The sequence below is a fragment of the Paraburkholderia lebeckiae genome (assembly GCF_014201005.1).
GTDB classification, from domain to species: domain Bacteria; phylum Pseudomonadota; class Gammaproteobacteria; order Burkholderiales; family Burkholderiaceae; genus Paraburkholderia; species Paraburkholderia tuberum.
Genome location: NZ_JACHDK010000002.1, coordinates 577,456 through 590,344 on the forward strand (window position 1 = coordinate 577,456; position 12,889 = coordinate 590,344).

Below are 12,889 nucleotides of genomic sequence, written 5' to 3' on the forward strand. Positions count from 1 at the left end.
GATTTCATGCGAACCAAATTAACAGCAAAACATCCGCGGCCGGCGTCGTCCGAACGCGCCCCTGTCCGCCCCGGCAGCGCGTCGGCGCGTAAGCCGACCCGTCCAGCGCGGCCGAAGCCATTCGAGGCCGAGGCCGGCGCGAAGCGTGAAGGCGCGACATCGACGGGTGGTGGCGCGAAGCGGCCGGTCGGCGCGAAGCCGGCTGGCGCCGGTGCACGCGCGCCGCGTGCCGAAGGGTCGGGCGTGCGCGAACGGGGCACGGCTGCCGCGGGCGCACCGCGCCGCTTCGAAGGTGCGGCTGAGCGAGGCGATCGCGGAGAGCGCGCGCCGCGTCGCTTTGAGGGCGGCGCTGAGCGTGGCGAACGCGCGCCTCGGCGCGATTTCGGCGAACGGACTGAACGCACGCCGCGTCGTTTCGAAGGCAGCGCCGAGCGCGGCGAACGCGCGCCTCGGCGCGAATTCGGCGAACGGACTGACCGCGCGCCGCGTCGTTTCGAAGGCAACGCTGAACGCGGCGAACGGGCGCCTCGGCGCGATTTCGGCGAACGGACTGAAAGCGCGCCGCGTCGTTTCGAAGGCAGCGCTGAGCGTGGCGAACGTGCTCCTCGGCGCGAATTCGGCGAGCGTGGCGAACGCGCGCCGCGTCGTTTCGAGGGCAGCGCCGAGCGCGGCGAACGCGCGCCTCGGCGCGAATTCGGCGAACGGACTGACCGCGCGCCGCGTCGTTTCGAAGGCAACGCTGAACGTGGCGAACGGGCGCCTCGGCGCGATTTCGGCGAACGGACTGAAAGCGCGCCGCGTCGTTTTGAAGGCAGCGCTGAGCGTGGCGAACGTGCTCCTCGGCGCGAATTCGGCGAGCGTGGCGAACGCGCGCCGCGTCGTTTCGAGGGCAGCGCTGAGCGTGGCGAACGCGCTCCTCGGCGCGAATTCGGCGAGCGTGCAGAACGCGCGCCGCGTCGTTTCGAGGGCAATGCGGAGCGCGGCGAGCGCGCACCGCGCAGTTTTGGTGAGCGCGCACCGGGCCGCGACGCCGGCGAACGCCGTCCGTTCAGCGGTCCGCGCCCAGGCACAGGCAGGCCGCCGGAAGGCGGCGCGCGTGGCGATCGTCCGGTGCGCCGGGAGCGCGAGGCCGCCGACCGTCCGCGCTTCGGTAACGATCGCGGTGAGCCGCAGGAGCGTCGCGGTGGCGATCGAGGCGAGCGCGGCGAGCGCAGCTTCGCGAAGCCGGCAAAAGGCGGCTACGGCGAGCGCACCGAGCGTCGCGAGCGCCCTGCGCGCAGCTTCGACGACACGTTGCCGGCCGCGAACCGCCGCTTCGGCGACGACCGACCAGCCCGCGCCGCCAAGCCGCGCGCCTCGGCATCAGCAACCGCCCGCCCCGTCGACAGCACCATCGACACCCCCCACCCGCCTCGCCGCGATCGCGAAGACGCGCCGGGCATGCTGCGTCTGTCGAAGCTGATGTCCAAGCTCGGCATGTGCTCGCGTCGCGAGGCCGACGAATGGATCGAGAAAGGCTGGGTCATGGTCGACGGCGAGCGCGTCGATACGCTCGGCACGAAGGTGTTCCCGGATCAGCGCATCGACATCGACCCGGCCGCCGAAGCCTTTCAGTCGAGCCAGGTGACCGTGATCGTTCACAAGCCGGTCGGGCTCGTGTCGGGCCAGGCGGAGGACGGCTATCAGCCGGCCATCACGCTCGTCACGCCGGAGAATCGCTGGGAAGGCGACCATTCGGGGATCCGCTTCTCGGCGTCGCATCTGCGCCAACTCGCTCCGGCCGGGCGTCTCGACATCGATTCGACGGGCCTGCTCGTGCTGACGCAGGACGGCCGCATCGCGAAGCAACTGATCGGCGGTCATTCGGACGTGGACAAGGAGTATCTGGTGCGCGTCGCCTACGGCGATCACACTGTCGACGTCGAAAGCCATTTCCCGGCCGAAAAAATCGCGCTGCTGCGCCACGGCCTGTCGCTCGACGACGTCGCGCTGAAGCCCGCGCAGGTCAGCTGGCAGAACGGCGAGCAGCTGCGTTTCGTGCTGCGCGAAGGCAAGAAGCGTCAGATTCGCCGCATGTGCGAACTGGTCGGTCTCGAGGTGGTAGGCCTGAAGCGCGTGCGCATGGGCCAGGTGATGCTCGGCGCGCTGCCGCCGGGACAGTGGCGCTATCTGTCGGAAGACGAGTCGTTCTGAGGTCCGTCCCATGCGCCTCCTTGCTGAGAGCGGGCGCATCGGCACAACAAAAAACCCACGCACTTTGGCGTGGGTTTTTTGTTGGCGGCAGCTGTGTCAGTCGTCGCTATTCGTATCGAGATCCGGGAACAGGACCTCGGTAAAGCCGAACTTCGAGAAATCGGTAATCCGCATCGGATACAGCTTGCCGATCAGATGATCGCATTCGTGCTGCACAACCCGTGCGTGAAAACCCTCGGCGACCCGGTCGATCGGATTGCCGAACTGATCGAAGCCGTGATAACGGATCATCGAAAACCGGCTCACCACGCCGCGCAGTCCCGGCACCGACAGGCAACCTTCCCAGCTTTCTTCCATGTCCTGCGAGACCGGCGTGATGGTCGGGTTGATCAGCACCGTCTCCGGCACCGGCGGCGCGTCCGGATAGCGCTCGTTCGAACCGAAGCCGAAGATCACCACCTGCAGATCGACGCCGATCTGCGGCGCGGCGAGACCCGCGCCGTTCGCCGCGTGCATGGTCTCGAACATGTCTTCCACGAGCCGGTGCAGCTCGGGCGTATCGAAGTGAGCGACCGGCTCGGCGATTCGCAGCAGGCGCGGATCGCCCATCTTCAGAATGTCGTGAATCATCAGTGCCCCTCCAGGAGCTTGCGCATACCATCTTCGTCGAGTACGGGGATGCCAAGTTCCTCCGCCTTCGCGAGTTTGCTGCCCGCGTCGGCCCCCGCCACCACGTAACCGGTTTTCTTCGATACCGACCCCGCCACCTTCGCGCCGGCTGCCTCGAGCATTTCTTTCGCGTCCTCGCGCGACAGGTTTGGCAGCGTACCGGTCAGCACGACCGTCTGCCCGGCCAGCACGCCCTGCGGCGCCTTCGGCGCGGGCGGCCCCTCGGGCCACGTGACCTTGCCCGGCGCGCGCAGCTGTTCGATCACCGTGCGGTTGTGGTCCTCGGCGAAGAACTGGTGGATCGATTCGGCGACGACCGGCCCCACATCGTTGACTTCGAGCAGTTCCTCCAGCGACGCATCCATGATCGGATCGAGCGAGCCGAAGTGCTTCGCGAGATCCTTCGCGGTCGATTCGCCGACATGGCGAATCCCCAACGCGTAGATAAAGCGCGCGAGCGTCGTGTGCTTGGCCTTTTCGAGCGAGTCGAGCAGGTTCTGCGCGGACTTTTCGGCGAAGCGGTCGAGTTCCGCGAGCGTCGCGAAGCCGAGGTTGAATAGATCGGCCGGCGTACGGACCAGGCTCTGTTCGACCAGTTGATCGATGATCTTCTCACCGAGGCCGTCGATATCGAGCGCGCGGCGCTGCGCAAAGTGCCACAACGCCTGCTTGCGCTGCGCCGGACAGAAGAGCCCGCCCGTGCAGCGCGCGATCGCCTCGTCGGGCAGCCGCTCGATCGCCGAACCGCACACCGGGCACTGCGTAGGCATCACGAACTCGCGCGCGTCGGCCGGACGACGCTCGAGCAGCGCGTTGACCACCTCCGGAATCACGTCGCCAGCGCGCCGCACGATCACCGTGTCGCCGATGCGGATGTCCTTGCGGCGCACTTCGTCCTCGTTGTGCAAGGTCGCGTTCGTGACCGTCGCGCCGCCGACGAACACCGGTTCCAGCCGCGCGACCGGCGTGATCGCGCCGGTGCGGCCGACCTGCACGTCGATCGCGACGAGCTTCGTCAGCGCTTCCTGCGCGGGGAATTTGTGCGCGAGCGCGAAGCGCGGCGCGCGCGACACGAAACCGAGCGCATCCTGCTCGTCGCGCCGGTTGACCTTGTAGACCACGCCGTCGATGTCGTAGGGCAGCCTGTCGCGCTTCTCGCCGACCGCGTGGAAGAAGCCGAGCAGGCCTTCGGCGCCCTGCACGACCGCGCGCTCGCCATTGACCGGCAAGCCCATCTCCTTGTACCAGTCGAGCAGTTCGCTATGGGTGGCCGGCATCTCGATGCCTTCGAGCACGCCGATGCCATACGCGAAAAACGACAGCGGCCGCAGCGCGGTGATCTTCGAATCGAGCTGCCGCAAGCTGCCCGCCGCCGCGTTGCGCGGGTTCGCGAATTCGCGTTGTTCGGCGGTGCGCTGGCGTTCGTTCAGGCGCTCGAAATCGCGCTTGAACATCAGCACTTCGCCGCGCACGTCGAGCACGCGCGGCACGCGCTTACCCTTCAGCCTCAATGGAATCGAGCGAATCGTGCGGACGTTTTCGGTGACGTTCTCGCCGGTTGTGCCGTCACCGCGCGTGGAGGCCTGCACGAACACGCCGTCCACGTAGCGCAGCGAGATCGCGAGGCCGTCGAATTTCAGCTCGGCCGCGTAGTCGACGGGGACCGGCGGCTCGCTCGCGTTGTTGCCGAGCGCGTCGCCGATGCGCTTGTCGAACGCGACGATGTCTTCGTCGGCGAAACCGTTGTTCAACGACAGCATCGGCAGATCGTGCACGACCGGCTCGAAACCGCTCGCGGCCTCGCCGCCGACGCGCTGCGTCGGCGAATCCGGCACGATCAGATCGGGATGCTCGGCCTCGATGCGCTCCAGCTCCTTGAACAGCTTGTCGTACTCGGCGTCCGGCAGGTCCGGTTGATCGAGCACGTAATACGCGTAGTTCGCGCGTTCGAGTTCCGCGCGCAACCACACGGCCCGCTCGGCCGGAGCGCTGGTTGCAGAAGGAGGGACGGAGGATCGGGCCATGCTGTCGGAAGCTTCTCGAGAAGAAAGTCGGACATCGGATTATCGCAGGAAGCGTGCCCCTTTACATCGCTGAATCGGGGCGGGCCGCGCTGCGACGTAAGCCGGAAACGACGACGGCCGCACATCGTGCGGCCGTCGTCAAAACGCGTAGAACGCTGCAAAAGGCTTACTGGCTGAACAGGCGCCGCGTGGCCGGCGAACCCGCCGGAATACCCGCCTGTTCGAGCTTCGCGTACAGCGTCATCAACTGTTTTTCGATCGCGAGCAGCGCGCTTTCCGGCAGCGGCCGGCGACCGTCGTCGACCACGCGTCCGCCGATGCGCTCGGCCAGCGACTTCGCGTAATCGCACATCAGACGGAACGGCAGGATGTCTTCGTCGGCGACCGGCACGTCGAGCACCAGCGTGATCATCTCGCCGCCTTTGTACGTGAGATCGTCGCGCAGGAAATTGGTGTCGCCGAACTGCAGCATGAACACCGGGCTTTGCCGCGAGTCGAGCTTGACGAAACGCGTGCCGTCGCGCGACAGCAGCAGACCGTCCTGCGATGCGACCGCCTGCACGTAGTTGGCCGACCACGGCGCGCCGTCCGACAGCACGTTGATCGACAACTGCGCGTCGCACTGGGCGGCAAAGCCGTCGAGCTCGCGCGCCATCGCGACGGTTTCGAGCATGTCGGGGAATTCCGGCGCCGCGTCGAGCGCATCGGCGAACTGCTGTACGCCGGTCACGAACTCGGAAAATTCGAGCTCGTTCAGCGCGCCGCTACGGTTGGCGAGCTGCGCGGCCGCGCGCAGCTCTTCGTAGCGCGTGCCGTTCTGCAGCAGCTCCCACGAGCCGCCGCCTTCGGGTTTGCCTTCGATGTGCACGGGCTTGCTGCCCGCCCGACGCAGGCGCTGCGCGAGCGGAAGCATCTTGTCGCCGGCCACGGGGCCGTTCAGCCGGATCGGCACGATACAGTCGATGCGCCGATCGACGATCGCGGGCGGCGCCGACGAAATCGTCGTGGCGGCCGGCAGGATCGGTTCGACCCGCTCGTGCCCGGACGACGCGGGCTGGGCCGCGGACGCTTCGGCCGCGGGCCGCGCCGCGTGCGCGCCCGGCGCCGCCGCATGTTCGCCTTCGCCCACGGTATCGCCGTCCGCCGATGGATAACCGTTCGGCGACGTCATCTCGGCCTGGATATCGGCCGGTGTATCGAGCGGTGCGGCGCCCGCGCCGAACGTCGGCTCGACGCGCGCCGCGGTCGGGCCCGCCGCCGCCTCGGCGCTCACGCTCGGCTCGCGCCGCGTGGTCGGCCGGGCCGGCTCGATGAACGGGCTCTGCTCCTCATGCTCGTCCCGCGCAAAGCTCTCGGCGGTCTCGGCCGGCATCGACCGCGGCATCTTGCGGCGCACCTTCGCGCCCTGCCACGCGTTGTACACGACCACGCCCCCCACCACCACGGCACCCGCGCCGATCAAACCGAGTGTCAACTCGTCCATGCATGCTCCATCAGCAATTCTTCTATCCGCGCGGGCCTTTCGTCCGCTCCACGTACCGCGCGGCGCTCATCGAGGCCGCTGCGCTGGATGCGGATGCCCGCGAAAGCATTAACTCAAGCGATATTCTGGGCGAAACCCGCCGCCGATTCCATGTCGACCGCGACGATCCGCGAGACGCCCTGCTCCTGCATCGTCACGCCGATCAGCTGCTGCGCCATCTCCATCGCGATCTTGTTGTGCGAGATGAACAGGAACTGGGTTTTGTCCGACATCGCCCGTACCAGATTCGCGAAACGCTCGGTGTTGGCGTCGTCGAGCGGCGCGTCCACTTCGTCGAGCAGACAGAACGGCGCCGGATTCAGCTGGAACATCGCGAACACGAGCGCGGTCGCGGTCAGCGCTTTCTCGCCGCCCGACAGCAGGTGAATCGTCGAATTCTTCTTGCCCGGCGGTTGCGCCATCACCTGCACGCCGGCGTCGAGAATTTCGTCGCCGGTCATGATCAGCTTCGCCTGGCCGCCGCCAAAGAGACGCGGGAACAGCTCGCCGAAATGACGGTTCACTTCGTCGAACGTGCTTTGCAGCAGCGTGCGCGTTTCGGCGTCGATCTTGCGGATCGCGTCTTCGAGCGTTTCGATCGCGCTCGTCAGGTCGGCCGACTGCGAATCGAGGAAGCTCTTACGCTCGGTCGCGGCCTTCAGCTCGTCGAGCGCGGCCATGTTGACCGGCCCCAGCGCAACGATCGCGTTGTTGATGCGCGTGACTTCGCCCTGCAGGTACGACGGCTTCATGTCCGCCGTCAGCTTGGCTTGCAGTTCGGCTTCATCGACACCGGCCGCGGCCAGCTGCTCGACGAACTGCTCGCCGCTGATGCGCGCAGCCTGCTCCTTCAACTGCAATTCATTGATGCGGTCGCGCAGCGGCTGCAGGGCGCGCTCGGCGGTGAGGCGCGTTTCGTCGGCCGAGCGCAGCTTCGCGGTCAGGTCGTCGAGCTCGACGCGCGCGGCGCGCAGCGCCTCTTCTTTCACGGCGCGGATGTCGAGCGCGTCCTGCAGCCCGGTGTGCGCGGTCTGCTCGTTGATCGTTTCCAGTTCGGCGCGCGCGTCTTCGAGCGCGCCCGCGACGCGCTCGCTCTGCTCGTGCGCGACCTGGATGCTGCGCTTCAATTCGTCGATGCGGTTCGCCATGTTGCGCGCCGCGAAGCGCGCGTCGGTAGCGGCGCGGTCGAGGTCGCGTGCTTCGCCGCGGGCCGTCGTCAGTTCTTCGTCGAGTGCTTCGAACGCGAGCTGGTGGTCTTCGAAGCGCGCCTGCAGTTCGGCGAGCTCGCCGTCGTGACGCTCGAAGTTCGCTTCCGACTCGGCGCGCAACGCCCGCTGCTCGTCGATCTGCGCGGCGATCTCTCCGAGTTCCTCGCGAATCTGCGTGCTGCGCTGCGTGTAGCGTTCGTGTGCCTGGGTGAGCCTCAGCACGTCCATCTGCAACGCGTGCACCCGCTGCGTCGCGCGTTCGGCCTGCTGGCGCAGCTCGGCGAGCGCCTGCGCGGCTTGCGTGTGCGCGGCTTCGGCGCGGATCGCGGCGGCCTTCGCCTCGTCGGCGAGCAATGCCTGTGCGCGCACCTGGCGGCCGAGGTTTTCGATTTCCTGCTGACGCGCGAGCATGCCGGCCTGTTCGGAATCGGCCGCATACAGCTGCACGCCGACGCGCGTGACCACGTGCCCCGCCTTGACGACGAACGCGCCGCCCTCGGGCAGCTGTGCGCGCATCGAAAGCGCCTGCTGCAGATCGTCGGCGACGAACGCGAGGCCCAGCCAGTCGGTCAGCACCGCGCGGATGCCCGCGTCCTCGATGCGCACGAGCGACAGCAGCGAGCGCAGCGCGCCCGCCGCCGGGGCCGGCTGACCAGCCGCGGGCGGCGCGTAGAACGCGAGCTTGGCCGGTGGCGCGTCGGTTGCGAACGCCTTGACCCAGTCGAGATTCGACACCTCGAGCGCGGCGAGGCGCTCGCGCAGCACCGCTTCGAGCGCGGTTTCCCAACCGGCCTCGACATGCAGCTTCTTCCACAGACGCGGCAGGCTGCCCAGCTCGTGCTTGTCGAGCCACGGCTGGATCTTGCCTTCGGTCTGCACGTTTTCCTGCAACTGCCTGAGCGCGGCGAGGCGCGCGTCGAGCTGATGGATCTGCGCGCTTTCGGCCTGCACGCGCTCCTGCGCGGCGCGGCGTTCACCGTCGAGCCGCGGCAGTGTTTCCTGCGCGTCGGCGAGGCGGCCCTGCGCGTCGTGAAGGATTTCCTCGTGCTCGGCGAGCTGCATGCGCAACTCCTCGAGCTGCGCCTCGTCGGGCGCGTCGAGGCCACCCTCTTCCGATTTCAGCCGCTCATGGCGCTGCTGCAGCTGCTGCAACTGCTGATCGGCATTACGCTGATGCGCGGCTTCGAGCTTCAGCGCCTGCTCGGTCTGCGCGATGCCGCCGCGCTCGGTGTTCAGCTCCGCCTGAGCGTCGCGCCAGCGCGCTTCGAGGGCGGGCAGCGCATCGTGCTTCGCGGCGGCGTTCTCTTCGGCGAGCACGGCTTTTTCTTCAGCGACGGCCAGTTGCTCTTCAGCGTCGGCGATATCGTCCTGCGCCTTGTCGGCCTGCGATTGCCACTGCTCGCGCTGCGCGGTCAGCGCGGCGATCTGCGCCTGCACGCGGTTGCGCGATTCGACGATGAAGCGGATCTCAGCTTCCAGCCGGCTCACTTCCGCGTTCGCCTCGTACAGCGCGCCCTGCGCGCCTTGCATCGCGTCGCTCGCCGAATAGTGCGCGACGCGCAGCGTTTCGAGTTCCGCCTCGACTTCGCGCAGCTTCGCGGTTTGCGCCTCGAGGTCGATCTGCGCCTGCTCGATCGCGCGTTGCTGGCGCTGCTGCTCGCCGGCCGCCTCGTTCTTGCGCAGCAACCACAACAGACGCTGCTTTTCCTCGCCGTCGCTTTGCAGCTCGCGATAACGCGTCGCGACGACCGCCTGCCCCTCGAGCTTCTCGAGATTCGCGCCGAGCTCGCGGACGATGTCCTCGACGCGCGTCAGGTTCTCGCGCGTGTCGTGCAAACGGTTCTCGGTCTCGCGGCGGCGCTCCTTGTACTTCGACACGCCGGCGGCTTCTTCGAGGAACACGCGCAGCTCTTCGGGCTTCGCCTCGATCAGCCGCGCGATCATGCCCTGCCCGATGATCGCGTACGCACGCGGCCCGAGGCCGGTGCCGAGGAAGATGTCCTGGATGTCGCGGCGCCGCGCCGGCAGATTGTTGATGTAGTAGCTCGACGTGCCGTCGCGCGTCAGCACGCGCTTCACGGCGATCTCCGCATACTGGCCCCACTGGCCGGCGGCGCGGCCGTCCGCGTTGTCGAACACGAGTTCGACGCTCGCGCGGCTGCCGGGCTTGCGGGCGGTCGAGCCGTTGAAGATCACGTCCTGCATCGACTCGCCGCGCAATTCAGAGGCGCGCGATTCGCCGAGCACCCAGCGCACGGCGTCGATGATGTTGGATTTGCCGCACCCGTTCGGACCGACCACGCCAACCAACTGGCCTGGGACCTGGAAATGCGTGGGATCGACGAAGGATTTGAAACCAGCGAGTTTGATCGAGGTGAGCCGCACGGCGATTTCGCTGTTTGAAAAGAGAGAGTGATAGGTGGCTCGCGAGGTTGCGCCAGTCGTTCACCGCCGCAGCGGGACGGCCCCACGCAACCTCGCGAGCCTTCGCAATTTGGTTGCCGGCTGCATGCGCTCATGCACATCTGAGGCACACGCAGGTACGCATGCGCCGGCTAATGAGGGGGAATCATACCATCGCGCGTGGACGATTCTCACCGCCCTTTCGGTGCTCGTCGCTGTCGCCGTCAGGGCCGGGTTCGTCACCGCGGTGGTCACCGCGTTTGCCACCGCATTGACCACCGCGTCCGTCGTCGCCGCCGGGCCCGTCCGTATCCCCGATGGCGGGATCGGGCGGCGCCAATTTCGTCCGATGCACCCAGCTCGACAAGGCCGACGCGAGCACGATGCACGCGCCGCCGGCCCATTCGCGCGGGCCCGGTACTTCGCCGGCGAACAGCCACGCCGACAACGCCGTCACGACGAGTTCGAACAGCATGATGATCGACGCGCGATTGGCCGGCACGCGCGAGAGCCCGTATTGCACGAGCATGTTGTTCGACGCGAGCAGCAGACCGAGACCGAGCACCAGCAGCGCCGCGGTGCCGAGATGCGCGCCGACCGGCGGCGCGGGCATCGGCTCGAACAGCGACGCGAGCGCGCCGAACAGCGCCGCGCCGCCGAAGATCACCGCGGTGCGCATTTCGGGCTTCATGTCCGGCAGCACGCGGCTCGTCTTCAGGATCAGCACATTGCTCATCGCGAAGCCCATGCCGCCGGCAAGCCCGGCCCATTCGGCGGGATTGCCGGGTACCGGAATGCCGAGACGCGGCGACCATAGCATCGTCATCGCGCCCGCGAGCGACAGCGCTGCCAGCGCCGCGCCCGACCACGTGAGGCGCTCGTGCAGGATGAAATGCGCGAACAGCGCGGTCCACGCGGGCGTCAGATAGAACAGCAGCAGCACGCGCATCACCTGACCGTGGATCGCGCCCCACACGAAGCCGAGATTCGTGACACCCGCGGCAAGCGCGAGCGCCGGCAGCAGCCAGTGCCACCGCACGGTCTTCAGCGCGCCATTCCGCACGAGCAGCACGAACAGGCAGCCGGTGCCGCTCGTGAGCGCGCTCGCGGCGGTCCCGGTCACGCCGAGCGCGGCCAGCATCCGCAGCGGATACCAGACCATCCCCCAGACCGACGCGCCCAGCATGATCGCGAGCGTCGGCCAGCCGTTGCGAAGCCAGTTGGTCATGGGGCGGGACTCCGACGGGCGTCGTGGGCGGGTCGTATGACGGTCCAGCCTGCCGTCTCCTGAACTGCTGCGTACATTGCTGCTCCTGCGTATTCTTTTACGCGAACCGTGACGGATTCGCGCCGTTCCCGCCGCGGCGCCCCGGTGCGCGGCCTCGCGGATTGCTCCCGCGCCGCGGGCCAGGCTCCCGCCTGGTCCGCGGGCGCGCCACGCTATAATCGTCTGTTCGCCGCCACTGGTGGCCGGTTCGTCGCTGGCCAGTCCATCGCGCGCAGGGATGCCGATTCATGATTGATGCACCGCCGCCCGCCGGCGCGCGTGCCCGGTTGTCCCGCCTTTCATCCGCGTCCATTCCGATCAGGCCATTTCGTCCGTGAATCCGCTACTCGACTCCCTTCAGCCCTATCCGTTCGAAAAGCTGCGCCTGCTTTTCAAGGACCTCACGCCGCCGGCCGGCCTCGCGCACATCAGCTTCGGCATTGGCGAGCCGAAACATCCGACCCCGCCGCTGATCCGCGACGCCGTCATCGATTCGCTCGGTGGCCTCGCCGCGTATCCGGCCACGCTCGGCTCGGCGCCGCTGCGCGAGTCGATCGCGAAATGGGTCACGCAACGCTACAACCTGCCGCCGCTCGATCCGCTGAACGAGGTGCTGCCGGTGGCGGGCTCGCGCGAGGCGCTGTTCGCGCTCGCGCAGACGGTGCTCAATCCGCGCCGCGATGCTGACGGCGAGCCTGCGATCGTACTCTGTCCGAACCCGTTCTATCAAATCTACGAAGGCGCGGCGCTGCTCGGCGGCGCGCAGCCGTACTTCGTCAACAGCGACCCGGCGCGCAACTTCGCGTGCGACTACTCGGCGGTGCCCGCCGACGTGTGGGCCCGCACGCAATTGCTGTACGTCTGCTCGCCGGGCAACCCGACCGGCGCCGTCCTCACGCTCGACGACTGGCGCGAGCTGTTCGCGCTATCGGACCGCTACGGCTTCGTGATCGCTTCGGACGAGTGCTACTCGGAAATCTATTTCGACGAGTCGAAGCCGCCGCTCGGCGGCCTCGAAGCGGCCCACAAGCTCGGACGCGGTTTCGAGCGCCTCGTGATGCTGTCGAGCCTGTCGAAGCGCTCGAACGTGCCGGGCATGCGCTCGGGCTTCGTCGCCGGCGACGCCGCGATTCTCGAGGCATTCCTGCTGTACCGCACGTACCACGGCACGGCGCTGTCGACCGTGTTCCAGAGCGCGAGCGTGGTCGCGTGGAGCGACGAGACGCACGTGCGCGAGAACCGCGCCAGGTACCTGCGGAAGTTCACGACCGTCACGCCGATGCTCGCCGAGGTGCTCGACGTGCGCCTGCCCGACGCCGCGTTCTACCTGTGGGCCAACGTCGAGCGCACCGGCCTCACGGACACCGAGTTCGCCCAGCGCCTCTACGCCGACTATAATGTGACGGTTCTGCCGGGCTCGTTCCTCGCGCGCACCGCGCATGGCGTGAACCCCGGCCGCAATTTCGTGCGCCTCGCGCTCGTCGCCGACGTCGACGAATGCACGGCGGGCGCGCAGCGGATCGTCGAATTCTGCCGCTCGCTCAGTGTCAACTGAGTGCAGCCTGAGCCTCGTTTGAACTACACGGCATCCCCTTCTTCAGAC

Annotated in this window: 7 protein-coding genes; 2 read left to right on the forward strand and 5 right to left on the reverse strand. The window is 67.8% G+C overall.

Features of this window, described 5'->3' with window-relative positions:
* Nucleotides 1-6 precede the first annotated feature (6 nt).
* Nucleotides 7-2,193 carry a pseudouridine synthase gene (locus HDG39_RS05885; protein WP_184003987.1) on the forward strand — a complete coding sequence of 729 codons (2,187 nt, stop codon included), beginning with the start codon at nt 7-9 and terminating at the stop codon, nt 2,191-2,193.
* 96 nt (nt 2,194-2,289) lie between these two features.
* Here the strand turns inward: HDG39_RS05885 and def are convergent, their stop codons facing one another.
* The 5 genes from def to HDG39_RS05910 all read right to left on the reverse strand — a co-directional run bounded on the left by def (nt 2,290) and on the right by HDG39_RS05910 (nt 11,247).
* Nucleotides 2,290-2,823 carry a peptide deformylase gene (gene def / locus HDG39_RS05890; protein ID WP_184003989.1) on the reverse strand — a complete coding sequence of 178 codons (534 nt, stop codon included), beginning with the start codon at nt 2,821-2,823 and terminating at the stop codon, nt 2,290-2,292.
* Nucleotides 2,823-4,886 (reverse strand): NAD-dependent DNA ligase LigA, encoded by a 2,064-nt coding sequence (gene ligA, locus HDG39_RS05895; protein ID WP_184003991.1) that lies wholly within the window; start codon nt 4,884-4,886, stop codon nt 2,823-2,825. Before ligA ends, def begins: the two co-directional genes overlap by 1 nt.
* A 166-nt stretch (nt 4,887-5,052) precedes the next feature.
* Nucleotides 5,053-6,369 (reverse strand): cell division protein ZipA C-terminal FtsZ-binding domain-containing protein, encoded by a 1,317-nt coding sequence (locus tag HDG39_RS05900; RefSeq protein ID WP_184003993.1) that lies wholly within the window; start codon nt 6,367-6,369, stop codon nt 5,053-5,055.
* Nucleotides 6,370-6,482: 113 nt separating this feature from the next.
* Nucleotides 6,483-10,001 carry a chromosome segregation protein SMC gene (gene smc / locus HDG39_RS05905; protein ID WP_184003995.1) on the reverse strand — a complete coding sequence of 1,173 codons (3,519 nt, stop codon included), beginning with the start codon at nt 9,999-10,001 and terminating at the stop codon, nt 6,483-6,485.
* A 184-nt stretch (nt 10,002-10,185) separates the two neighbouring features.
* Nucleotides 10,186-11,247, reverse strand: coding sequence for a DMT family transporter (locus HDG39_RS05910; protein ID WP_184003997.1), 1,062 nt, complete (start codon nt 11,245-11,247; stop codon nt 10,186-10,188).
* A 373-nt stretch (nt 11,248-11,620) separates the two neighbouring features.
* Here HDG39_RS05910 and dapC point away from each other — a divergent pair, with 373 nt between their 5' ends.
* Nucleotides 11,621-12,841 (forward strand): succinyldiaminopimelate transaminase, encoded by a 1,221-nt coding sequence (gene dapC / locus HDG39_RS05915; protein WP_184003999.1) that lies wholly within the window; start codon nt 11,621-11,623, stop codon nt 12,839-12,841.
* The last annotated feature ends 48 nt before the right edge of the window (nt 12,842-12,889 follow it).